The following is a 23,702-nucleotide window of genomic DNA, read 5'->3' on the forward strand; positions in this document are numbered from 1 at the left end:
ATGCTGTTCCCGACGCTCGCCTTCGGCGTCTTCTTCCTGTTCGTCTATTTCACCTCCTGGTCGCTGGATCGCGAGAACGGGCGGCGGAAGCTGTTCCTGCTGCTGGCCAGCTGGTTCTTCTACGCCCAGTGGGACTGGCGCTTCGTCGGCCTGCTGATCCTGTCGGCGGTGCTGAACTGGGGCGTGGCGGCGCTGATCGCGCGCAGGGAGAAGCCCGCGACGCGGAAATGGCTGGTGGCGCTGGGCGTCGCGATCAACCTGCTGATCCTCGGCTTCTTCAAATACTACGGCTTCTTCGTCGAGGAGATGGGGCAACTGCTGGCGCGGGTGGGTTGGGAGCGGGATCTGCCGCTGCTGCAGGTTATCCTGCCGGTCGGGATTTCCTTCTTCACCTTCCAGGGCATCAGCTACGTCGTCGACGTGCATCGGCGCACGACCGAGCCGGCGAAGAGCCTGCTGGACGTCATGCTGCTGATGAGCTTCTTCCCGCATCTGGTGGCGGGACCGATCGTGCGGGCGTCGGACCTGCTGCCGCAGTTCGACCGGACGCCGCGGCTGACGCGGGAGATGGCGACCCACGGCCTGCTGCTGATCGTGTGGGGGCTGTTCAAGAAGACGGTGATCGCATCGGAGCTGGCCGTGCGGCTGGTGGACCCGGTGTTCTTCGATCCGTCGGCGCATTCGGCCCTGGACATAGCGGCGGCGGTCTATGGTTATGCGGTGCAGATCTACTGCGACTTCTCGGCCTATTCGGACATGGCGATCGGGATCGCGGCGCTGCTGGGCTATTCCTTCCCGCGCAACTTCGACCAGCCGTATCGCGCGCATTCCATGCAGCAGTTCTGGCGGCGGTGGCACATCAGCCTGTCCAGCTGGCTGCGCGACTATCTGTACGTGCCGCTGGGCGGGGGGCGGAAGGGCACGTTCAGCTCCAGCGTCAACGTGATGATCACCATGCTGCTGGGCGGCCTCTGGCACGGGGCGGCGTGGACCTTCGTGCTGTGGGGCGCGCTGCACGGCGGGGCGCAGGTGGTGGAGCGTGTGGGCAAACGGGCGTTCGGGGACCGGAAGGTCATCCCGATGTGGCTGGGCGTGCTCATCACCTTCCACGTGGTGTGCCTGGGATGGATCCTGTTCCGGGCCGAGACCTTCGATCTGGCGATGGCCATGCTGCAGGGGCTGGGTCGATGGGGGCCGGCGGTCGTGACGACGCCCTTCCTGCTGGGCCTGATCGTCGTCGGCCTGGGCATGCACTGGCTGCCGCCGCGCGCAGCGGAGGGGATGACGGCCCGTCTGAAGGACGCGCCCTCGATCACCATGGGCCTTCTGATCGGCGCGGCGTTCCTGTTGATCGAGGCCGTGCGACCCGAGGGCGTGGCGCCCTTCATCTATTTCCAGTTCTGAGGGGAGGCGGCCATGAGCGAACCGACCGATCCGAACGACCCGCCGACGGACGACGAGCCGCCCGATCCCTTTCCCGCGTTCGGGGGACGGCCGGCGTTCTCGCCGTTTCCCCCGCTGGACGACACCGCGGCCGCCGCGCCCGCGCCGCCGCCGGAGCCGACGGAGGTGATCGAGCCGGCGGTGGTCGTGCCCCGGCCGACGGTCAACGCGGCGCCGGAAGCGGATCCACCCAGCGACTGGAACGAAAAGGCCGACGCCCACGACCTCATCGAGCGCGAAAGCCGGCTGAAGGCCATGGCGCGCTTCGCCTTTCCTCCCGGGCCGCCGCCGGACGACGAAGGTCTGGCCGCGCGCGACCGGCGCTGGACCACCCGGGTGATCCTGGCCGTCGCGGTCTTCATGGCGATCTTCAACGCCGGATCCGTCCCGAACTGGTCGCGACAGCAAGCGCCGGGCTGGGTGACGGACACCGTGAGGGGCGTGTCGGAGGTCTGGGCGACGCAGGTCGCCTTGCTGGGCGCCGATCTGCCTCGTCAGGGCGTGCGCGACGCCTGGGAGACGGCACGCGATTCAGAATGGGCCTCGCGGCGCACGGCGGAGAAGGTTGCGCCCGCCGAATGACCCGCTAGCGTGCGCCGCGACATCAAGGGGAGCGTTCTCATGCGGGTTTCGGCATTCGGTCTGGTTTCGGTTCTGGCGCTGCTGGCGGCGGCGGGACCCGTGGCGGCGCAGCAGGCGGCCGAGCCCGTCGTCTACCAGCAGCCGCCCGCGCCGATCGCCGCGATTCTGGATTCCCAGCCGAGCCCGACGCCCAGCCTGAGCCCGGATCGCCAGACGTTGGCGCTGTTCGACCGGTCGAACCTTCCGTCGATCGAGGAACTGGCCGAGCCGATGCTGAAGCTGGCCGGCTATCGCATCAATCCGCGCAACAACGGCCCGGCGAACAGCCGCGTGTCCTGGCTCACGGGCCTGAGCTTCCAGGACGTGGACGACCGCTCCACGCGCCGGGTGCAGCTGCCTGACGGGGCGCGTTTCACCAATCCCAGCTGGTCGCCGAACGGCAAGTCGCTGGCCTTTCTGGTGGACGAGCAGGAGGGGATGTCGCTGTACGTCGCCTCGGCAGAGGGCGGGCCCGCGCGGCGCCTGACGACGGCAAGGGTGAATGCGGCCACGGGGAACGGCTTCGACTGGCTGCCCGACGGCTCGGGCCTGCTGGTCCGGATGACGCCCGCCAACCGCGGCGCCGCTCCGGACGTGACGCGCGCGCCGACGGGACCGATCGTGGAGGAGACCGCGGGGCGGGCGGCGCCGGTGCGGACCTATCAGGACCTGCTGGGGTCGCCGGGCGACGAGGCCCTGTTCGACCACTATTTCACCAGCCAGCTGACGATCGTCGGACTGGACGGGGCGACGCGCAACGTCGGCGGTCCGGGCGTGATCCTGGGCGCGTCGGCGTCGCCCGACGGACGCTATCTGCTGCAGACGCGGGCGAAGCGGCCGTATTCCTACGTCGTGCCGGCCGGACTGTTTCCGGCGGACGTGATGGTGACGGACCTGCAGGGGCGGGTCGTGCATCAGGTCGCCGACCTGCCGCTGCGCGACGACGTGCCGACGCCCTTCGACGCCGTGTCTCCCGGACCCCGCTCGGTGCAGTGGCGCGCGGACGCGGACGCGACGCTGAGCTGGGTCGAGGCGCAGGACGGCGGGGACCCGCGCAATCCGGCGGAAATCCGCGACAGCGTCTTCCTGCTGTCGGCGCCGTTCGACGGCCGGCCGGTGAAGCTGATCGACCTGAACGAGCGCTTTTCGGGCATCAGCTGGGGCGACGCCGACACGGCGATCGTCAACAGCCGCTGGTTCAACACGCGCCATGAGACGCGCTGGCTGATCGACCCGTCGAACCCCGGACGGGGCCGGCAGCTGCTCGAGCGCAACTATCAGGACCGGTACAACGACCCCGGTTTCCCGGTGACGGAGCCGGACGATCGCGGGCGCGCGCGCATCCGCTTCGCCGCGGACGGCCGCATCGTCATGGCCGGCGCCGGCGCCACGCGGGAGGGCGAGTATCCCTTCGTCTCGCTGATGGACCCGGCGACGGGTCAGTCGGAGATCGTGTGGCGGTCCGCGCCGGGCGAATACGAGAGCGTCATCGGCTTCCTCGACGACACGGGTCGCCGGGTGGTCACGCGCCGCGAGACGCCGACGCTCCCGGCCAACGTCTTCGTGCGTGATCTGGACGCGTCCGCCATGACGGCCCTGACGGAGTTTCCGGATCCGGCGCCGCAGCTGGCGGGCGTGACGCGTGAGCTGATCACCTATGAGCGCGCCGACGGTGTGATGCTGTCGGGCACGCTGTACCTGCCGGCCGGCTACGACAAGGATCGGGACGGGCCGCTGCCGCTGGTGATGTGGGCCTATCCGGCGGAATTCACCGACGCGGCCGTGGCCGGGCAGGTGGTCGACACGGCCAATCGCTTCGTCCGGCCGGGCGGGTCCAGCCACCTGTTCCTGCTGACCCAAGGCTATGCCGTGCTGGACGACCCCTCCATGCCGATCGTGGGCCGGGACGGGGCCGAGCCCAACGACACCTATGTCGAGCAGCTGCGGGCCAGCGCCGAGGCGGCGGTCAAGGCGGTCGTCGATCGCGGCGTGGCCGACCCGGACCGCATCGCCGTCGGCGGGCACAGCTACGGCGCCTTCATGACGGCGAACCTGCTGGCGCACACGGACCTGTTCCGGACGGGCATCGCGCGGTCGGGAGCGTACAACCGGACGCTGACGCCGTTCGGCTTCCAGTCGGAGCAGCGGACCTATTGGGAGGCGACCGAGGTCTATACGGAGCTGTCGCCCTTCACCTACGCGGATCAGGTCAACGAGCCGATCCTGCTGATCCACGGCCAGGACGACGACAACCAGGGCACCTTCCCGGTGCAGTCGGAGCGTTTCTATGCCGCGCTGAAGGGGCACGGGGCGACGGTCCGCTACGTGGTCCTGCCGCTGGAGGCGCACGGCTATCGCGCGCGGGAGTCGGTCGGGCACACGCTGTGGGAGATGGTCAACTGGCTGGACCGGCACGTGAAGAACGCACCGCCGCGGACGGCGGCCGTGGCCGGGAGCCAGTAAGCAAAAGGGGCCCGGCGCGAACCGGGCCCCTCGTCACGTCCTGATGGGACGTCAGTGCTTGGCGGGCTTGTCGCCGTGCAGCTCCTTGGCATGGGCCTGGCTGCCGCCGCCGCCGTCGGTCACGTCGCCCACCACCGAGTTCTCGGCCTGGACCGCGGGGCCGCGACTGCTGCGCCACCCTTCGAAGTCGGACGAGAACTTCTGGCGCTTCTCGTCGCGCCACTGGTGGTAGTCGCGGTCGTAGTTCGCCATCTGCTGCTCGCGCCAGTGCAGATAGTCGGGCTCGAAGTCGTGGTGGCCGCCGGCCTGCTGCCGGCCTTGGGACGTCTGCCCGGACGACGACGGCGAGCCCTGGCCATAGGAGGATTGCCCGTAGGACTGGTTCGAGGGCGACTGGCCGTACGACGACTGGCCATAGCCGCCGCCCTGGCTCCAGCCGCCGGATTCCATCCCTTGGGACCGTCCCTGATCGTAGCCGGAAGGGCCCATGTTCATTTGGCCGTGCCAGGAGCTCTGCGATCCGGCGCCGGATCGCGTGTTCCATTGGTCGCCGGCGGACTGGCCGTAGTTTCCGCCCCAGTTCGCCTGACCGGACGAGCCGCCCTGGGACCGGGCGCCGGAGCCCTGATCCTGTTCGCGCGACCAGCCGCCCTGGCCCTGGGCATAGGGGCTGTTGCGTTCGTAGGACCGGTCGCGGCCCTGGTCCTGACCCTGACTGCGGGACGCCTCGCCATAGTAGCCGCCGTCCTGACCCTGTTCGGTCCAGCGGCCGCGATCCTGCTCGCGCTCGCGATCCTGATTTCGGAAGGGGTTGTTCATCGCTGCTCTCCTTGGAGTGAGGGATGCCGAGTGAATCGCGGGAACGCGGGCGCGTTCCGCCGCTCGCGCTCCTGTGACAGGCGTGGCCGTTCGTCAGGTTCCGTGGGATTGCGCCGGTATGCGAAGCGGCGTGATGTGCCCCGATCGCAAAGGGACAGGAGGGTGCGATGAAGAAGCTCGTCATGTGCATGGCCGGCGCGGCGGCTCTGGCCGGGTGCGCCTCGTTGATCACGGGGGGAGACCTGATCCGCGAGGGCGTGCCGACCGGGACGCTGGTGTTCGAGAACACCTCGCCCCAGCCGATCGACACGATCCTGATCTCGACGTGCGAGGCGGCGTCGTACGGGCTGGACCGGCTTCCCGAGGGCGTCACGGTTTATCCGGGCCAGCGTCACGAGTGGACCGTCTCGGCGGGCTGCTATGACGTCATGGCCGGCGCCGTCGGCGTCGGATCGACGCCGGGCGAGCGGATCAACGTGCCGGCCGGACGCCGCTTCGTGCTGACCTACGACGGGCAGGACCGCTGAGCCGGGGCGGGACGCGATCGGCGCTTGCGTGACGGTCGCGTCGCGGCTCTACCGGGGGCATGGCGAAACGCGCGACCCGCGCCGGCAAGACCCTGTCGGCGGCAAACCTGATCGCCATGGGGCCCGACCGTCTGGCCGACCTGCTGCTTGAGGCGGCGGCCGGCGACGCGGCCTTCAAGCGCAGGCTGAGGATGGAGCTGGCGGCCGAGGTCGGCGCCGCCGACCTGGCGCTGGAGATCGACAAGCGCCTGATCGCGATCGCCGCCAGCCGGGCGCGGGTGTCCTGGCGCAAGCGGCCCGGCCTGCTGGCCGAACTGACCACGCTGCGGCGGATGATCGCCGAGCGGCTGGCGCCGCTGGACGCCGCCATGGCGCTGGACCGGCTGACGGCCTGGTTCGACCTTTACCCCGGACTGGCGGCGCGCGTGAGCGACGCAAAGGGCGAGCTGCCGCTGCTGTTCGACGCGGCGGCGGGCGATCTCGCCGAGGTCGCGTCGACGGCCGGCGCCGACGTCGCGGTCCCGATCCTCGCCGAGGCGCTGTCGACGCGGCTGGGCCAGTGGGCGGCCTGGGTCGGCAGGGGCGCGGAGGCGCTGGATCCGGACGTGGCCCGCCGGCTGCTGGCGGCGCTGACGCAGGGTCGGGCGCCGCCTACGGGGCGGCTCGCGCTGGTGGTGCGCAAGCTGGCGGACCGCGCCGGGGATCTGGACGCCTGGGCGTCGTCGCTGTCCGAAGAGGAACGGGCCAGGCCGGAGGCGGCGGCCGAGCTGGCGCGACGGCTGGCCCTGGCGGGCCGTCCGGCGGAGGCGCGCGCGGCGCTGGAGGCCGTGCGGCGACCGCGCGGCTCGCCATGGCGCAAGGCGGAAGCGGAGACCGAGGCCGAGTTCGTCCGTCGCGCCGACGCCGAGATCGCCATCCTAGACGCCGAGGGGCGCGGCGACGAGGCGGATCAGGTTCGCTGGAGCCTGTTCGAGCGCACGCTGTCGATCGAACAGCTGAGGGCGCTGATCGCCCGACTGCCCGACTTCGAGGACGTGATCGCGCTGGACCGGGCGTTCGCCACGGCGGGGCGGCATCCGGACCTCATGCGGGCCCTGGGCCTGCTGATGGGGTGGCCGGCCCTCCGGGAGTCGGCGGAGCTGGTCACGGCGCGGCAGGCGGAAATCCGCGGGGCGCACGACGACGTGCCGCTGTGGGCTTCGCGGCTGTCCGCGCGGCATCCCGCGGCCGCCCTGGCGCTGGTCCGGGCGCGCGCCAGGGCGCTGATGGCGATGGGCGGCATGACGGAGGAGGTGCAGGGCCTCGTCGCCGAGGCGGAAGCGCTGGCCCGCGCCGTGCCGCCGCACGACCATGACGACTTCCTGCGCGACCTGACCCGACCGCCCCCCGGGAGACCCCGCCGATGAAGCTTTTCGCCATTTTCGTCGGGGGCCGGCATGCGCAGGCCAACGTCGAGGTGCACGACATGCGCTTCGTCGTCGCGCCGTCGCTGGCCGACACCCATGCGGAGCTGAGGCGGCAGTGGTGGGGCAGGCCGGGCAGCCTGCACATCGACTGCTGGAGTGAGATCGACCGCGCCGACGGTTTCGACGTGGCGCTGAGGCCGGAACCTTTCGAGGGCCCGGAGCGGCTGTTTTACGTCAACATGGGCGGCTATGAGGCCGACGACTTCTCCGAGCGGCACCGCAATCTGTTCGTCGTGGCGCAGTCCGTGGCCCAGGCCAAGGCGCGGGGTCTGAAACGCGTGCGCGGATGGAGCCAGCCGCACCGGGACGACCTGTATGAGGCCGAGGACGTCTTCGATCTGCAGCAGGCCACCGGCGAGGGCCGTATGCACATTCACCTGACCCTCAACCCGTCGGCGGGCGATCCCGACTTCACATGCGCCTACACGCCCCTGCGAGCGCGACCTGTCAGGACTGTTTGAAGAGGGCGGGCGTCGCGACGATGGTGGGTGATCACAGGTTCGAACTGTGGACCCGCTGATTAAGAGTCAGCTGCTCTACCAACTGAGCTAATCACCCGAGCCATCGTCGCGGCCGTTTCGACGGGCACGCCGTCGAAGGGGGCGGGAGATAGCGTCTGACCTTCCGCGACGCAAGCGGGCATTTCATCGCAGACGGTCCTCGCGCTAAGGTCCTCGCGAATCCGCCGGGAGGGCGGGCGGGGGAGATGACCATGGCGTTCTGGAACCGGCGACGCTCGATCGATCTGATGACCGCTCCGCGCGAGGGGCCGGCGCTGAAGAAGACGCTGGGCTGGCCGCACCTGCTGGCTCTGGGCGTCGGCGCCATCGTGGGCACCGGCATCCTGACGCTGATCGGCGTCGGCGCCGGGCTGGCGGGGCCGGGCGTCATGATCAGCTTCGGCCTGGCCGGACTGGTCTGCGCCTGCGCGGCGCTGGCCTATGCCGAGCTGTCGACCATGATGCCGGCGGCCGGCAGCGCCTACACCTACTCCTACGCCGTGCTGGGCGAGATGCTGGCGTGGATCGTGGGCTGGAGCCTGATCCTCGAATACTCGCTGGTCGTGTCGGCCGTGGCCGTGGGCTGGGCCGGATATGCCGTCGGCTTCCTGGAAGGGCTGGGCGTGACCCTTCCGGCCGCGCTGGCGGCGGGTCCGCACGTCGAGGGCGGTCTGATCAACCTGCCGGCCGTCGCCATCATCGCGGTGGTGACCGGGCTGCTGCTGCTGGGCACGCGGGAGAGCGCCACGCTGAACGCCGTGCTGGTGGTGGTGAAGATCGTGGCCCTGATCGTGTTCGTGGCGATCGCCCTGCCGGCGTTCGACCCGGCCAACTTCCAGCCCTTCCTGCCCAACGGCTGGGGCGCGCCGACCTTCCCGTTCCAGGAGACGCTGTTCGGCATCCCGCCGGTGCAGACCGGCGTGATGGCCGCCGCCGCCATCATCTTCTTCGCCTTCTACGGGTTCGACGCCATCTCGACGGCGGCCGAGGAGACGAAAAACCCCGGCCGCGATCTGGCCATCGGCATCGTCGGCTCGATGGTCGTCTGCACCATCCTGTACATGATCGTCGCCGCCGCCGCGATCGGCGCGCGGCCGCCCGCCGCCTTCGCCGAGAGCGAGGAGCCGCTGGCCTTCATCCTGCGCGAGCTGGGGCAGGGGACGGCGGCGCAGTGGATCGGCGCCTCGGCGGTCATCGCCCTGCCGACGGTGCTGTTGGCCTTCCTGTTCGGCCAGAGCCGGATCTTCCTGGGCATGGCGCGCGACGGACTGCTGCCGCGCGGACTGGCGAAGGTCTCGAGCCGCGGCGTCCCGGCGGTGGTGACGATCTTCACCGCCGTGGTGGTCGCCGCGCTGGCCGGGGTGATGCGGCTGGACGAGTTGGCGTCGCTGGCCAACGCCGGCACGCTGGCGGCCTTCTTCGCGGTCGGCCTGAGCCTGATCGTGCTGCGCCTGCGCGAGCCGAACCGCCCGCGCGTGTTCCGGGCGCCGCTGTTCTGGCTGGTCGGCGTCATCTGCATGGTCGGCTGCGTCGTCTTCTTCTTCAGCCTGCGGACCCAGACCCAGCTGTGGTTCCTGATCTGGAACGCCGTCGGACTGGTCATCTATCTGGTCTGGTCGGCGCGGAACTCGCGGCTGGCCAGGGGCGAGGAGCCGGCGGCCTGATGGCCGCCCGCGACCTGTCGGGCGCGGTCGACTTCTCCGTGCTGGAGCGCATGACGGGCGGCGACGCGGGCGTGTCGGAAGAGGTGCTGGGCCTGTTCGTTCAGCAGGCGGCGATGTGGGCGCCGTTGCTGGACGTGCGCGAGGAGGGCTGGCGAGACGCATCGCACACGGTGCGCGGCGCGGCGGCAGGCATCGGCGCCGGCGCGCTGGCCGAGGCCTGCGCCGCCGCGGAAGCCGCGCAGAAGGCCGAGGCGCCGCCGCTGCTGGACCGGGTTCGGGACGCGCTGGACGTCGCTCTGGCCGACGTGGCGGCCTATCGACACGAACTGATGCTGAAGAGCCTGAGAGGCTGACGACCGAGCTTCCATTACGGCATCGGTCCGCCACTTGACGCTGGATGACGGGCGACCAAACCTGCGTCTGACGTGAACCGCAAAAATCGGGGGAGTGGGATGCGGCGATTTCAGGCAGCCGTGACGCTTTGTTTGGCAGGCGCGGCCGGAGCCTGCGCGATGACCGTAGGGACGCAGCTCAACACCGACTTCAGGGACGACGGCTACGAGGCCTGGGTCGAGTACAGAACGACCCGCCAGGTTGCGGACGCGTGGGACTCCACCAACGACGATGCGGAAACCTGGGCCGTGAACGGCGGCCAGGAACCTCTATGCATCGCCTTCAGCCAGTACCAGGGAGTGAGCGGCTACTGGCTGCTGCCTCCGAAATCCGCGGTTCGTCTTTACCGATACGCCACTGACGGCGGCACCTTCAGCGTGGAACGCCAGTCGTCGAACAACGCTGACTGCTCCGACTGGTCCTAGCCCCGCGTGCGGTCCCACTGCGCGAACTCGTGCGCGATGCAGCGGTCGATCAGGGTGCGCCAGACGGGCTCGGCGATGTCGGGCGACAGGCCGGCCGGGCCCGCGGCGGCCAGCACCTTCGTCACCACGTCCTCGATGCGGGCGTCGTCGTGGACCACGTCGCGGCTGGGCTTGATGCGGGCGGCGGCGTCCATGTAGCGCTGGCGCTCGGCCAGCAGGACGACGAGAGCGCGGTCCAGGGCGTCGACCCCGTGGCGGACCTCGGCCATCGTCTCGCACGCGTCAGGCGCGACGCGCGCGTCGATCTTCACCTCATCCGACAAAGGCGCGCTCCAGCACGTAGTCGCCCGGCTCGGCGTTCGAGCCTTCCCTGAGCCCATAGGATTCCAGCAGTTCGCCGGTCTCCTTGATCATGGCCATCGAGCCGCACAGCATGACGCGGTCGGCGTTGGGCGAAAAGCCGATGGGCAGCTGCAGGTCGGCGAACAGGTCGCCGGAGCGGATGCGGTCGGTGATCCGGCCGGGGGTCTCGAACCGCTCGCGCGTCACGGTGGGATAGTAGGTCAGCTGGGCCCGGGACTCGTCGCCCACCAGCGGGTCGTCGTGGATGCCCGAGGTGAAGAAGTCGCGGTAGGCGAGGTCGGCCACGTTGCGCACGGTGTGGCAGACGATCACCTGACCGAAGCGCTGGTAGGTGTCCGGATCGCGGGCCACGGACAGCCACGGGGCCAGACCCGTGCCCGTGCCGATCAGCCACAGACGCTCGCCGCCGGTCAGGGCGTCCAGCACCAGGGTGCCGGTCGGCTTCTTGCCCATCAGCACCTGGTCGCCGGCCTCGATCTTCACCAGACGAGAGGTCAGGGGGCCGTCGGGCACGGCGATGGAAAGAAACTCCAGCTCCTCGGCCCAATGCGGGCTGGCGATGGAATAGGCGCGCAGGATCGGCTTGCCGCCTGCGGGATCGGGCAGGCCGATCATCACGAATTCCCCGGAGCGGAAGCGGAAGTCGTCGGGCCGCTCGCAGGCGAAGCTGAACAGCTGGTCGGTCCAGTGCTTCACCCACAGCACCTTCAACGAATGGAAGGGCGAGGGCTTGGCGGGCGCGGGCTCGGTCATCGCGGCGGTGAATAGGGGATGGCGCGCGGAAGCGGAAGTGTCGGGAACGACGCGGCGTCAGCGCCGCCATTCCAGCTTCGCCACCAGCGCGCCGTCCTCCAGGTCGGACTCGATCCAGTCCAGTCCGACGCTGAGGCCGCCCCCCACCGGGGCCTCGGCGCCGACCAGCCAGTCCGTCTTGCCGTCGGGGGCGAAGCCGCCGTCTTCATGACCCACGCGCGCATGCAACGCGACGGGCCAGGCCTCGGGCGCCCAGTCCAGGCGCGTCCAGACCCAGAGGTTCTCGTCGTCGCCCGTTCCGGTCTGGGACGGCGCCCAGACCGCGCCGGCGGAGACGGTCGCGGGTCCCAACGCTCGGCCGACCTGGAGAGGGAATTCGACGTAGTCGACGTCGACGCCGTCGGGATAGACGTTCTGCCAGACCGCGAGGTCGACGTCCCAGCCGCCCACGGCTCCGGCCCAGCCGACGTAGCCGGTCAGCTCGACCTCCGCCCCCGCGTAGTCGGCGATGTCCGCGGCCCACACGCCGCCGTACACGCCGGTCGCATGAGACGCGGTGATCTCGCCGTAGGCGGACGGTCGTCCCGCGGAGAGGTCCCAGCCGCGGTCCCGGTACTCCGAGGCCACGCCGACGACGGACTCCCACGACCATGACTGAGACGCGGCCGGGCCGGGGAGGCCTGCGAGGAAGAGGGCGAACGGCAACAGACGGCGCATGCGAAAACTCCGGTGACCGCCGCAGACTGCAGGCGCCGGGTTAAGGTGATCTTCCGTTCACCGTGTCGAATAACCCCACTTTAGCGCCCGGCGTCATAGTCAGGATGCGTGGGGGCCATGACTCAACATCGTCGGGACATGTGGCGCGTCGTGGCCGCGGCCTCGGCGTGCGCGATCCTGCTGCTGGTCGGGGCCGGCGGCCTTGTGATCTGGGCGGCATCGGCCGTCGACCGCATCCAGATCGACAAGGAGACCGCGCTGGTGGAACGGCGCGTCGAACGGCTGGGCGCGGCCATGGTCGACGACCTGCAGTCGGCCACCATCTGGAACGACGCCGTCGTCGCCGTCGAAGCCCGGGACATGGCGTGGCTGCAGGTCAATTTCGGCGACTACTACGCCGACTACATGGATCACGAGGTCACCCTGGTCCACGACGCCGAGGGCGCCCTGATCCTGGCGTCGCGCGAGAGCGAGCCGGTGACGGCGAGCGACGTCGCGGCCATGACGGCCGCGACCGCGCCGCTGCTGGAGCAGGTGCGGCGCGACGCGAGGGACCCGCGGCGGCGGCGCGGCGTCGCGTTCGAGGCCGTGGCCAGCCGGACGGGCGTCGTGACTGCGGACGGCGAGGCGTGGCTGGTGGCGGCATCCAGCGTGGCGCCGGAGGACGAGAGCGTGGCGCGCCCGGCCGCGGATGCGGTGGTGGTGTCGGCGAAGCCCCTGTCGGCCGTCGTGGACAGTTTGGGCGCCGACCTGAAGCTTGAAGGCGCGGCCTTCACGTCCACCGATCCCGGAGACGCGGGCGTGGCCGTGGCGGGACCGGACGGCCGTCGGCTGGGCTGGCTGACGTGGAGGCCGAGCCGGCCTGGAACGGCGGTCGTGGTCGAGGCGGCCCCTTATCTGATCGCGCTGCTTCTGGTGCTGGGCGCGGCGGCCGTCGGCCTGGTGATCTGGCTGCGCCGCACCGGCGCCCGGCTGGCGCTGTCGGAGGCCGCCCTGATCGAGGCGCGCGATCGGGCCGAGGCCGCCAGCGAGGCCAAATCGCGCTTCCTCGCCAACATGAGCCACGAGCTGCGCACGCCGCTTAACGGCGTGGTGGCGATGAGCGAGATCATTGCGCTCGGCGAGCTGAGCCCCGTGCAAAGGGAACGTCTGGACGTTCTGCGAGGCTCCGGACAGGACCTTCTGCGCATGATCGAGCACCTGCTGCAGGTCACGCGGCTGGAGAAGGGACACGTGCTGGTCGCCCGCGAGGCCTACGACCCGGCCGAGGTGGCGCGCGCCGCCGTCGACCGCCAGGAGGCCGCCGCACAGGCGAAGGGGCTGTCGCTGGACGTGAGGCTGGCGCAGGCCGGCGCGCGCCTGGGCGACGGCAAGCACGTGGCGCAGGTGCTGGACTATCTGCTCGACAACGCCGTGGCCTACACCCGCAGCGGCGGGGTCCGGCTCTCGCTCCACGTCGAGGACGATCGGCTGCGGTTCGAGGTGTCGGACACCGGCCCCGGGATACCCGCGGACCTCCTGCCCCGCGTGTTCGACGTCTTCACGCGCGGCGACGACAGTCTGACCAGCGCGAGCTCGGGCGCGGGACTGGGACTCTCCATCTGCCGCAATCTGGTCGAGGCCATGGGCGGACGGATCGAGGCGCACAGCGCACCCGGCGAGGGCACGCGGTTCGTGGTCGACCTGCCCGCACCCGTCGCCGAAAGACTGAGGGAGCGGCTGGCCGCCTGAGCGGGTCGGCGGGGGGTGACGCGGGCGGAATCTGCCTCTAGCGTCCCGGGCCATGCGCAATCTTCTTCTGGCTTCGGCCCTTTCGCTCATCGTCGTCGTGCCGGCCGCGGCGCAGGAGGCGACCGATCCTTCGATCCTGACGGTGGAGCGCGTCTATGCGAACCCGTCGCTGGTCGGGCCGGTGGCGCGCGGCGTCAGCCTTTCGCCCGACGGGGAGCTGGTCGCCTTCCTGAGATCGCGCGAGGACGACGCCGACGTGCAGGACCTCTGGGCCATGCCGACCAGCGGCGGCGCGCCGTTCAAGCTTATCGACGCGCGCGCCCTGGTCCCCGACGCCGGCGAGCTGTCGGAGGCGGAGATCGCGCGGCGCGAGCGGATGCGGATCTCTGCGCGCGGCGTGGTGGAGTACGCCTGGGACCAGCAGGGCCGCTACATCCTGGCGCCGCTGGAGGGCGACGTCTTCCTGGCCGAGCGACAGGGCGGGACGGTGCGCCGTCTGACGGAGACCGAGGCCGACGAGATCGACGCCAAGGTCTCGCCCAAGGGCAACTACGTGTCGTGGGTGCGGGACCAGGACCTGGTCGTCTACGACCTGGCGGCCGGCGCCGAGCAGGCGGTGACGACGGACGGCGACGGCCTGATCACCTGGGCCACGGCGGAGTTCATCGCCCAGGAGGAGATGGACCGCGACACCGGTTACTGGTGGAGCCCGGACGAGCGCTACATCGCCCTGCAGCGGACCGACGAGACGCAGGTCGACGTGATCCCGCGACTGGACATCTCGGGCGGCGGCGCGACCGTGGTGGAGCAGCGCTACCCGCGCGCCGGGCGACCGAACGCCGTGGTCGACCTGTACGTGCACGACCGCACGACGGGGCGGCGGATCAAGGTCGACCTGGGGGAGAACCCCGACGTCTATCTGGCGCGGGTGAACTGGTCGACGGATGGGGGCACGCTGTACGTCCAGCGCCAGTCGCGGGACCAGAGGACGCTGGACCTGATCGCGGTCGATCCGGCGACGGGGCAGGGCCGCGTCATCTTCACCCAGACCTCGGACGCCTGGGTGCCGCTGACGCACGACTTCAAGGCGCTGAAGGACGGCACCTTCATCTGGTCCAGCGAGGAGAGCGGCTGGAAGCACCTGTATCTGCACCGCGCCGACGGGCGGCGCGTCCGGGCGATCACCTCGGGCGAATACGCCGTGACGTCGCTGGACACGGTCGATGAGCGGACCGGCACGGTCTATTTCACGGCGTCGATGCGCGACGGCCGCGAATATCCGATCGAGCAGCAGCTGTTCAGCGTCAGCCTGCGTCGCCCGGGGCGGCCGGTCGAGATCACGCCGCGCGGCGGGTGGTGGAGCGCCGTCGTCAACGCCACCGGCACGGCCTACCTGGCCAACTATTCCGATCCGGACACGCCGCCGCAGTCGGCGCTGTACGCCATCGACGGCCGGCGTCTGGCCTGGATCGAGGAGAACCGGCTGGAGGAGGGGCACCCGTTCTGGCCGTACAACGCGCGTCAGCAGGACCCGCAGTTCGGCACGCTGGAAAGCCACGGCGAGACGTTGCACTGGCAGATGACGACGCCGCCGGGCTTCGATCCGTCGAAGCGGTACCCGGTGGTCATGCAGGTCTATGGCGGCCCGGGCGGCGGCGGCGTGAAGAACGCGTGGCAGCCGGCGACGACGCAGCTTCTGACCGAGGCCGGCTACGTCGTGTTCCGTCTGGACAACCGCGGCGAGGGCGTGCGCTCGGCCCGGTTCAAGCAGGCGCTCCACCTGAAGATGGGCCAGCCGGAGATCGAGGATCAGGTGCTGGCCGCCGACTATCTGCGGACCCTGCCGTTCGTCGACGACGACCGGATCGCGGCGATGGGCTGGAGCTATGGCGGGTTCATGACCCTGCACATGCTGACCGAGCCGAAGATGGGGCTGGCCGCCGCCATCTCGGGCGCGCCGGTGACGGACTGGAGCCTGTACGACACCCACTACACCGAGCGGTTCATGTCGACGCCGGAGGCCAATCCGGAGGGCTATGCCGCGTCCGACATCCTGGACCAGCTGCCGTTGATGACCGGGCGGCTCCTGTTGATGCACGGCATGGCCGACGACAACGTGATCTTCGAAAACACCACCCGCGTGCTGAACGCCCTGCAGGAAAAGAGCCTCCCGTTCGAGACCATGCTCTATCCCGGCCAGCGCCACGGCATCCGGGGCAACGAGCGGGGGCTGCACCAATGGCGGACGTATCTCGACTTCCTCGACCGCACGATCGGCTCCAGATCGCCGGCCGCGCAGGACTGATCGCGGCGGGGCTGCTGGCCCTGACGCTGGGCGGATGCATCAGCGTCGAGGTCACGCGGACGGAGAGTCAGCCTTCGCCCGAGGCCGCCCCGGCATGGACCAACGACGTGTCGGCGCCGTCAGGCATGACGGTGGTTCAGGCGCGGTCGTTTGGAACCGACGTGATGCGCCGCAGGGCCGTGACGTCCACCGCGCTGAGCGACGTGGCGCGCATCGACCGCGGCATGCCGGACTTCGCCCCGCAGAGCGTGATCCGGCTCAGCGAGGCGGCGCTCGACGAGGCCGGCGCGGCGCGCGAGGACGGCGCGCTGACCGGCGTGCCCATCCTGCTGAAAGACAACATCGAGGTCGCCGGGATGCCGACGACCGCCGGGTCGTTGGCGCTGTCGAACAACGACCAAGGCCGGGACGCGCCCATCGTCACGCGGCTGCGCGCGGCGGGCGCGGTGATCCTGGGCAAGACCAATCTGTCGGAGTGGGCGAACATCCGGTCGTCGCAGTCGATCAGCGGCTGGAGCGCGGTCGGGGGGCAGACGCGCAATCCGTACGACCCCGAGCGGACGCCGTGCGGATCCTCGTCGGGCAGCGCGGTCGCGGTGGCGGCGGGGCTGGCGCCGGCGGCGATCGGGACGGAAACGGACGGGTCGATCACCTGTCCGGCGTCGGTCAACGGCGTGGTCGGGTTCAAGCCGACGGTGGGGCTGGTGTCGCGCACGCACATCGTGCCGATCAGTCATTCGCAGGACACGGCCGGGCCGATGACGCGGACGGTCGAGGACGCGGCGATCGTGCTGGGCGTCATCGCCGGCAGCGATCCGCTGGACGCCGCGACGGTCGAGGCGGACGCGCGCAAGGTGGACTATCGCGCCGCGCTGGACGCGGGCTCGCTGAGAGGGGCGCGGATCGGGGTGATGCGGTTCCTGCTGCCGTCCTATTCCGAGGAGACGCGGGCCGAGTTCGAGCGGACGCTGGAGGTGCTGGAGGCCGCCGGCGCGGTGCTGGTCGACATCGAGCAGGGGCCGGACATGGCCACCATCGGGCGGCTGGAGTTCACCGTGCTGATGGTCGAGCTGAAGCACGATCTGAACCTGTATCTGGCCTCGACCGATCCGGCGCAGGTGAAGACGCGGACGCTGGCCGACGTGATCGCCTTCAACGCGGCGGAGCCGCGCGAGACGGTGCTGTTCGGCCAGGAACTGTTCGTCCTCGCCGAGGCGACCAGGGGGCTGGACGATCCGGAATACGTCGCGGCCCGGGCGGACTCGCTGCGCATGGCGGGGCCGGAGGGGATCGACCGGATGATGGCGGAGCATCAGGTGGTCGCCCTGATCGCGCCGACGACCTCCCGCGCCTGGACCAACGATCGCGAAGACGAGGACAACATGCAGGGATCGGCCAGCCGGCTGGCGGCCGTGGCGGGCTACCCTCACCTGACGGTGCCGATGGGGCTGGATCGGGGGATGCCGGTGGGCCTGAGCTTCATCGGCGGCAAGTGGGAGGACGCGCGGATCCTGTCGCTGGGCCACGCCTATGAGACGGCGCGCGGGCCGGCCCCGAGGCCGTCCGGCCGCTGAAAGCTGTCGGCGATTTCATTGGCGCGGCCGGCGTCCGCAGGGTGAGATGGGGCTCGACCAGGAGGCCCATGATGCGCGCGCCCAAGAAATCCGAGACGCTGGAAGTGCGTCTGCCGTTCGAGACGAAGACGGCCTTCATGGCTCTGTGCCGGGCGCGGGGGCGGTCGGCGAGCGACGCGGTGCGGGGCTTCATCGATGCGGAGCTGGGCGCGGGGCGGCTGAAGGGCTGGCCGACGGCGGTGGCCGCGGCGGCCGGACTGGCGCTGGGGGCGATGGCGGCGCCGACATTGGCGCAAGCCGACGCACGCTCGGACGCGGCGTTCGAGCGGCTGGATGCGAACGGCGACGGCGTGGTCAGCAAGGCGGAATTCGCCCGCTAGCGGATCGGCATGAACCAGCGGCCCTGAAGCCGGACCCACGTCCAGGGCTTCCACAGCGACGCGCCCGGCTTCCATGAGGCGAGCACGATCTCGGCGCGGCCGATCAGGTTGCGGGCGGGCAGGAAGCCGACGCCGACTTCAGACGGCCAGCGCCCGTCCAGCGAGTTGTCGCGATTGTCGCCGAGGACGAGATACTGGCCCTTGGGCACCACGATGACGGGCGTGTCGTCGCCGGGGGCGCCGGGACCGAAGTCGTGGGTGATCCAGCTGCGACCGCCGTCGGGCGCCGTCTCGCGCCGACGCGTCACCGGGCGGTCGGGATCGGAGGCGCTGCGGCCGGGACCGAGGTCCTGCTGCGCGAAGGGCAGGTCGTTGACGAAGACCTGTCCGGCGCGGACCTGAACCCGGTCGCCGGGCAGGCCGATCACGCGCTTGATCCAGGGGTCGCGGGGCTTCAGCGGATGGCGAAAGACCACGACGTCGCCGCGAGCGGGGTCGCGTCCGAACAGGCGGCCGTCTCCAAGTGGAGGGTTCATGGGCAGCGACGCGCCGGACCAGCCGTAGGCCCATTTCGACACCACCAGATAGTCGCCCTCGATCAGGCCGGGCTCCATTGAGGCCGAGGGGATGGTGAAGGGCTGGTACGCGACCGAGGTCCACGTGACGGCGAGGGCGAGGCCGAATGCGATCACGCGGACGGTCTCGATCAGTTCATGGCGGAGGGAGGCGGGCTGGGTCATGACCGCAGTCGAGCGGTCTCGACCGCCCCGGGCCAGCGAAGTCGTGTCCGGACGCCGCGGGATCGTGTCCGGACAGGCCTCAGCGACGACCGGGGCGATGCTCGGCGGGCTGGATGCCGAGGCGGGCCATCTTGTCGTAGAGGGTCTTTCGCGGGATGCGCAGGGCCTCGGTGACGCGCTTCATGTCTCCACCATGGGCCGACAGGGCCTCGCGGATCAGTCCGGACTCGTAGCGCGCGACGCGGTCGGCCAGACCCAGGTCGTCGACGGACGTCGTGGAGGACGGCCGAAGACCCAGCGCGACCTCGTTGGCGTAGTTCGAAAGCTCGCGGAGATTGCCCGGCCAGTCGTGGTCCAGAAGGCGCCGGCGCACGGCGTCGTCGAGCGCCGGCAGGGGACGTTCCAGCCGCGCGGCGGCGCGGGACAGAAAGCGGGCGAACAGCAGGGGCACGTCCTCGCGCCGCTCCCGCAGCGGCGGCACGCGCAGGCGCACGACGTTCAGGCGCCAGAACAGGTCTTCACGCAGATCGCCGCGGGCGACGGCCTCGGCCGGATCGCCCTTGGCGGCGGCGAGGACGCGCAGATCCAGCGCGCGCGGTTCCGCGGCCCCCAGCGGCAGCACCTCACGCTCCTCAAGCACCCGCAGCAGCATGAGCTGGACGGAGCGTGGGGCGAGGTCGATCTCATCGAGGAAAAGCGTGCCCTGGTGCGACTGCTCGATGCGTCCCTCGCGGCGACGCAGCAGGCCGGAGCCGACGCTGGCTTCCTGCCCCATCAGACGCGCCTCCGCATCCTGATCCGGCAGGGCCCCGCAGGGGACGGCGACGAAGGGGCGATGGCGGCGGCGGCCGGCGGCATGGATGGCGCGCGCCACCGCCTCCTTGCCGGAGCCCGTTTCGCCCTCGATCAGGACGTCGACCTCCGCGGCCGCCAGCTCGCGCACGGCGGCGCGGAGCGTGGCGGACGCCGGGCCGTCGCCGCTGAGCGGAATGGAGTCCTCCGTTTCCGCGGCCAGCGCCGTGAGGCGGCGGTTGTCTAGGACCAGGGCCCGCTTCTCCAGCGCCCGACCCAGGGTCTCGATCAGCCGTTCCGAGGCGAAGGGCTTGGTCAGGAAGTCGTAGGCGCCGCGCTTCATCGCCTCGACGGCGTCGGCGACGTCGCCGTGTCCGGTCATCAGAACGACGGGCAGGTCGGGGTCGAGGGCGGACAGGCGGGCGGCGAGCTGGCGCCCGTCCATGCCGGGCATGCGCAGATCGCTGACGACCACGCCGTCGAAGTCGGCGCCGATCGCCTTCAGCGCGGTCTCGGCGGACGGGAACGCGGCGACCTCGAAATCGGCCAGCGTCAGGCGTTCGGCGAGGGCCGCGCGGAAGGCCTCGTCGTCCTCCACCAGAGCCACGCGGCGGCTCATTTCGCCCTCGCCAGGACGATGCGGAAGGTCGCGCCCGCGGGCGTGGGCTCGTGCGCCAGCTCGCCGCCGAAGCCGGCGACGATGTCGCGGCTGATGACCAGCCCTAGGCCGACCCCGTCGGGCTTGTCGGTGGTGAAGGGGGTGAACAGCCGGTCGCGCACCCCCGGAGACAGGCCGGGCCCGTCGTCGGCGACCCGGATCACGACCTTGCGACCCTCGGGCCGCGCCGTGACCACGATCAGGCCCGGGCCGTCCAGGGCTTCCGCGGCGTTCTGGAGCAGGTTCAGAACCACCTGCTCGAGCCGGTTGCGCTCGGCCTTCACGGACAGCCCCGCCGGAAGGTCGAGGCGGACGTCCACGCCCTGTTCCCGCAGACGGGGCGAGACGAGCAGCAGGGCGCCCTCGACCGCGCGGGCGACGTCGACGGCGACGACCTCGGACCGGGTCTTGCGGGAGAAGGCGCGCAGCTCCTCGGTGATGGCGCCCACGCGCTCCGTCAGGCGGCCGATGGCGTCCAGCGAGCGGGCGGCGGCGTCGGGATCGGCACGGGTCAGGTACTGGCCCGCCACGTCGGCATGGGTGCGGATGGCGGCGACCGGCTGATTGATCTCATGCGCCACGCCGGCGACGACCTGACCCAGGGTCGCCAGCTTGTTGGCCTGGACCAGCTTGTCCTCCAGATCCTGGCGATCGCGCTCGAGGCGGCGGCGTTCGTCGATCTCGCGACGCAGGCGTCCGTTGGCGTCGCTGAGCTCGGCGGTGCGTTCGCCCACGAGATGTTCGAGCCGGGCGCGGGCCTCGTCCTCCTCGATCGCGCGGACGGCGGCGCGCTGGCGGCGGCGCAGCAGGACGCCCGACAGGGCTGCCAGCAAGGCGGTCGCCAGCGCCGCGAGGACGAGGGCCGCCCCCACGGCGCGAGACAAGGTCTGATCGGCCGGCTCCAGCAGATGGAGGGTCCAGTCGAGCCCGGAGATCGCGTCCGCGGCGTGGGCGTAACGGCCTGGCGGGACGTCTCCGTCGGGCCGCACAAGTCCGCCCTGGGGCACGGCGAAGGGGAAGGCCGACGTCGCGGCGCCGGCGGTCTGGGCCTCGACCAGCGTCCGGCGCCTTTCGGGCGTGAGGGGCCGCATGGCGCGGAAGCGCCAGTCGGGCACGGTGGTGATCAGGACCACGCCGGACGCGTCGGTGACCCACGTCGGCTCTCCGGCGCGGCGCCACATGGCCTCCAGCTCGTCGAACTCGATCTTGGCGACGATGACGCCGACACGCCGGCCAGCAGCGTCCTGCATCCGTCGGGACAGGTAGAGGCCGGGGCGGCCGCTGACGGTGCCCAGGGCGAAGAAGGCCGCGTCTCCGTCGCGGACGGCGTCGATGTAGTAGGGTCGGAAGCGGTAGTTTGAGCCGACGAAGCTGATCGGCTCGCGCCAGTTGGAGGACGCCACCGCCGTGCCGTCGGCATCCAGCACGTAGAGGACGGCCGCGCGCACCTCGCGCGCGAGGGCCTCCAGCTTGAGATTCGCCGCGTCGCGGCGCGCCGCCGTCGGCGCGGTGACCAGAGCGGCGAGGTCGGGGTCGGCCGCGAGCACGGAGGGGACCGCGCGCACCCGCTCCAGCTCGCTGCGCAGGACGGCGGCGTGCAGGGCCGCCGCGGTGGCGGCCTGACGATCGACGGAGGCCCGGGCGTCGCGGTGCGCCAGCCAGCCCGCGCCGGCCACGGCCATCAGGGCGACGACGACCCATAACCCGCCGAACAGGCGCCACTGGGCGGTCTGACTGAGCGGCGGCCGCGACATCTCCGCATAAGGGCGGAAATCCGCACGAATGGCGAGCGCGATGTGCGGATTTTCGCACACGCGCGGAGAGTACGCCTATCGGTCAACGATGGATTTCGCTGTGCAATCCGTGGGATGGGGTGCGTGCGGGTTTTTTTCGATCCGGCGCGAGTCATCGCCGACACTGGCCTCCGAGATCCCGCGTCAGACGGGGCCGAGCGTGAGGGCGTGGCCAGTGGCGCGCCGGGAGGAAGACGATCGTGCTGATCACCACCGACGGCGGAGCCGCGCCCGGCGCGCGCAGGCCGATCTACAGAACGCTCTACTTCTGGGTGCTGTTCGCCATCGTGGCGGGGGGCCTGGTCGGGCATTTCTTCCCCGAGACGGGCGAAAGCCTGAAGCCGCTGGGCGACGCCTTCATCAAGCTGGTGAAGATGATCATCGCCCCGGTGATCTTCCTGACGATCGTCATCGGCATCGCGGGCATGCGCGACCTGAAGCGCATCGGCCGCGTCGCGGCCAAGGCGTTCGGCTATTTCCTCGTCTTCTCGACCCTGGCGCTGATCGTCGGACTGGTGATCGCCAACGTGGTCCAGCCCGGCCGCGGGCTGAACATCGACCCGTCCACCCTGGATGCCGGCGCCGTGGCGGGCTACGCCGCCGCCGCGCATGAGACGACGATCCAGGGCTTCCTGCTTGGCATCATTCCGACGACGCTGGTCAGCGCCTTCGTCGAGGGCAACATCCTGCAGACGCTGTTCGTGTCGATCCTGTTCGGCGTCGCCCTGGCGATGGTCGGTGACGCAGGGGCGCCCGTGCAGCGCGCGCTGGAGTCGCTGAGCCAGGTCGTCTTCCGCCTGGTCGCCATCCTGATGAAGGCCGCGCCGGTGGGGGCGTTCGGGGCCTTCGCCTTCACCATCGGCGCCTACGGCATAGGCGCGATCGCCAACCTGCTGGCGTTGATCGCCACCTTCTACCTGACGTCGGCGGTGTTCGTGCTGGGCATCCTGGGACTGGTCGCGTGGCGCAACGGCTTCTCGATCTTCCGGCTGATCGCCTACCTGAAGGAGGAGCTGCTGCTGGTGCTGGGCACCTCCTCGTCCGAGGCGGCGCTGCCCAGCCTGATGGAGAAGATGGAGCGCGCCGGGGCGTCGAAGTCGGTCGTCGGGCTGGTCGTGCCCACGGGCTATTCGTTCAATCTGGACGGCACCAACATCTACATGACGATGGCCGCCCTGTTCATCGCCCAGGCGATGAACATCGAGCTGACCCTGTGGCAGCAGATCACGCTGCTGCTGGTCGCCATGCTGAGCTCCAAGGGGGCGGCGGGGATCACGGGCGCCGGCTTCATCACCCTGGCGGCGACGCTGGCGGTCGTGCCCGACGTGCCGGTCGCCGGCATGGCGCTGATCCTCGGCATCGACCGCTTCATGAGCGAGTGCCGGGCCCTGACCAACTTCACCGGCAACGCGGTGGCCACGCTGGTGGTCGCGCGCTGGGAGGGGGAGCTGGACGAGGCGGCGATGCGCACGGCGCTGGCGTCCAGGCCGAAGGCGCTGGCGGCCGGGCCCGACCCGGCGGCGGGTCCCGGCGACGACAAGGTTCTTACGGCCGACTGAGAGCGGCGACCAAGGT

Annotated in this window: 21 protein-coding genes and 1 tRNA gene; 14 read left to right on the forward strand and 8 right to left on the reverse strand. The window is 70.8% G+C overall.

The annotated features are described in order from the left end of the window. The 3 genes from VGR32_RS00945 to VGR32_RS00955 are packed head-to-tail and all read left to right on the forward strand — an operon-like array spanning nt 1 to nt 4,527. Nucleotides 1-1,404, forward strand: a complete 1,404-nt coding sequence (locus VGR32_RS00945; protein ID WP_327447122.1) for an MBOAT family protein — start codon at nt 1-3, stop codon at nt 1,402-1,404. 12 nt (nt 1,405-1,416) lie between these two features. Next, complete coding sequence (locus VGR32_RS00950) at nt 1,417-2,025, forward strand: hypothetical protein (protein ID WP_327447124.1); 609 nt, start codon at nt 1,417-1,419, stop codon at nt 2,023-2,025. A gap of 39 nt (nt 2,026-2,064) precedes the next feature. Next, nucleotides 2,065-4,527, forward strand: coding sequence for a S9 family peptidase (locus VGR32_RS00955; protein ID WP_327447126.1), 2,463 nt, complete (start codon nt 2,065-2,067; stop codon nt 4,525-4,527). A 51-nt stretch (nt 4,528-4,578) separates the two neighbouring features. On the opposite strand, the gene VGR32_RS00960 is transcribed toward VGR32_RS00955, so the two are convergent. After that, on the reverse strand, nt 4,579-5,346 hold the full coding sequence (locus VGR32_RS00960; RefSeq protein ID WP_327447128.1) for a hypothetical protein: 768 nt from the start codon (nt 5,344-5,346) through the stop codon (nt 4,579-4,581). A 167-nt stretch (nt 5,347-5,513) separates the two neighbouring features. Between VGR32_RS00960 and VGR32_RS00965 the strand changes: the two genes are divergently transcribed. Genes VGR32_RS00965 through VGR32_RS00975 form a run of 3 tightly spaced genes read left to right on the forward strand, consistent with a single transcriptional unit; the run spans nt 5,514 to nt 7,800 of the window. Then, nucleotides 5,514-5,873, forward strand: coding sequence for a hypothetical protein (locus VGR32_RS00965; RefSeq protein ID WP_327447129.1), 360 nt, complete (start codon nt 5,514-5,516; stop codon nt 5,871-5,873). A 59-nt stretch (nt 5,874-5,932) separates the two neighbouring features. Then, entirely contained in the window at nt 5,933-7,279 is a 1,347-nt protein-coding gene (locus VGR32_RS00970) for a DUF6880 family protein (RefSeq protein WP_327447131.1), read from the forward strand. After that, a complete protein-coding gene (locus VGR32_RS00975) occupies nt 7,276-7,800 on the forward strand; it encodes a DUF1543 domain-containing protein (RefSeq protein WP_327447133.1) in 525 nt (174 codons plus the stop codon). The genes VGR32_RS00970 and VGR32_RS00975 overlap by 4 nt, the downstream gene beginning before the upstream one ends. A gap of 21 nt (nt 7,801-7,821) precedes the next feature. Here the strand turns inward: VGR32_RS00975 and VGR32_RS00980 are convergent. Then, nucleotides 7,822-7,897, reverse strand: a tRNA-Lys gene (locus VGR32_RS00980). 154 nt (nt 7,898-8,051) lie between these two features. Between VGR32_RS00980 and VGR32_RS00985 the strand changes: the two genes are divergently transcribed. From VGR32_RS00985 to VGR32_RS00995, 3 genes are all read left to right on the forward strand, one after another. After that, entirely contained in the window at nt 8,052-9,503 is a 1,452-nt protein-coding gene (locus VGR32_RS00985; protein ID WP_327447135.1) for an amino acid permease, read from the forward strand. Further along, nucleotides 9,503-9,856, forward strand: coding sequence for an Hpt domain-containing protein (locus tag VGR32_RS00990; RefSeq protein WP_327447137.1), 354 nt, complete (start codon nt 9,503-9,505; stop codon nt 9,854-9,856). The genes VGR32_RS00985 and VGR32_RS00990 overlap by 1 nt, the downstream gene beginning before the upstream one ends. Before the next feature lie 159 nt (nt 9,857-10,015). Beyond that, complete coding sequence (locus VGR32_RS00995; protein WP_327447139.1) at nt 10,016-10,321, forward strand: hypothetical protein; 306 nt, start codon at nt 10,016-10,018, stop codon at nt 10,319-10,321. Here the strand turns inward: VGR32_RS00995 and VGR32_RS01000 are convergent. From VGR32_RS01000 to VGR32_RS01010, 3 genes are read right to left on the reverse strand one after another with little or no spacing between them, the layout of a single operon-like run. After that, nucleotides 10,318-10,590 carry a chorismate mutase gene (locus tag VGR32_RS01000; protein ID WP_327447496.1) on the reverse strand — a complete coding sequence of 91 codons (273 nt, stop codon included), beginning with the start codon at nt 10,588-10,590 and terminating at the stop codon, nt 10,318-10,320. The genes VGR32_RS00995 and VGR32_RS01000 overlap by 4 nt on opposite strands. Nucleotides 10,591-10,633: 43 nt before the next feature. Next, nucleotides 10,634-11,437 carry a ferredoxin--NADP reductase gene (locus VGR32_RS01005; RefSeq protein WP_327447141.1) on the reverse strand — a complete coding sequence of 268 codons (804 nt, stop codon included), beginning with the start codon at nt 11,435-11,437 and terminating at the stop codon, nt 10,634-10,636. Nucleotides 11,438-11,494: 57 nt separating this feature from the next. After that, nucleotides 11,495-12,154 carry a TorF family putative porin gene (locus VGR32_RS01010; RefSeq protein WP_327447143.1) on the reverse strand — a complete coding sequence of 220 codons (660 nt, stop codon included), beginning with the start codon at nt 12,152-12,154 and terminating at the stop codon, nt 11,495-11,497. Between the two features lie 117 nt (nt 12,155-12,271). On the opposite strand from VGR32_RS01010, the gene VGR32_RS01015 reads away from it, so the two are divergent. The 4 genes from VGR32_RS01015 (at nt 12,272) to VGR32_RS01030 (ending at nt 18,144) form a co-directional block, all read left to right on the forward strand. Further along, a complete protein-coding gene (locus tag VGR32_RS01015; protein WP_327447145.1) occupies nt 12,272-13,885 on the forward strand; it encodes a sensor histidine kinase in 1,614 nt (537 codons plus the stop codon). Between the two features lie 52 nt (nt 13,886-13,937). Further along, nucleotides 13,938-16,190, forward strand: a complete 2,253-nt coding sequence (locus tag VGR32_RS01020) for a S9 family peptidase (RefSeq protein WP_327447147.1) — start codon at nt 13,938-13,940, stop codon at nt 16,188-16,190. Further along, complete coding sequence (locus VGR32_RS01025; protein WP_327447149.1) at nt 16,124-17,764, forward strand: amidase; 1,641 nt, start codon at nt 16,124-16,126, stop codon at nt 17,762-17,764. Before VGR32_RS01020 ends, VGR32_RS01025 begins: the two co-directional genes overlap by 67 nt. A gap of 71 nt (nt 17,765-17,835) precedes the next feature. Further along, entirely contained in the window at nt 17,836-18,144 is a 309-nt protein-coding gene (locus tag VGR32_RS01030) for an EF-hand domain-containing protein (RefSeq protein ID WP_327447151.1), read from the forward strand. Here the strand turns inward: VGR32_RS01030 and lepB are convergent. From lepB to VGR32_RS01045, 3 genes are all read right to left on the reverse strand, one after another. Continuing rightward, the gene (gene lepB, locus VGR32_RS01035) at nt 18,141-18,884 is read right to left on the reverse strand and encodes a signal peptidase I (RefSeq protein WP_327447153.1); all 744 of its coding nucleotides are present in this window, start codon (nt 18,882-18,884) and stop codon (nt 18,141-18,143) included. The two genes, VGR32_RS01030 and lepB, sit on opposite strands and share 4 nt — an antisense overlap. Before the next feature lie 79 nt (nt 18,885-18,963). Further along, a complete protein-coding gene (locus tag VGR32_RS01040; RefSeq protein ID WP_327447155.1) occupies nt 18,964-20,295 on the reverse strand; it encodes a sigma-54 dependent transcriptional regulator in 1,332 nt (443 codons plus the stop codon). Continuing rightward, nucleotides 20,292-22,088: a sensor histidine kinase gene (locus VGR32_RS01045; RefSeq protein ID WP_327447156.1), complete on the reverse strand. Its 1,797-nt coding sequence runs from the start codon at nt 22,086-22,088 to the stop codon at nt 20,292-20,294. Before VGR32_RS01045 ends, VGR32_RS01040 begins: the two co-directional genes overlap by 4 nt. Nucleotides 22,089-22,327: 239 nt before the next feature. On the opposite strand from VGR32_RS01045, the gene VGR32_RS01050 reads away from it, so the two are divergent. Further along, nucleotides 22,328-23,686, forward strand: a complete 1,359-nt coding sequence (locus VGR32_RS01050; RefSeq protein WP_414642881.1) for a dicarboxylate/amino acid:cation symporter — start codon at nt 22,328-22,330, stop codon at nt 23,684-23,686. The last annotated feature ends 16 nt before the right edge of the window (nt 23,687-23,702 follow it).

It is taken from the genome of Brevundimonas sp. (assembly GCF_035935935.1).
In the GTDB taxonomy this organism is placed as follows: domain Bacteria; phylum Pseudomonadota; class Alphaproteobacteria; order Caulobacterales; family Caulobacteraceae; genus Brevundimonas.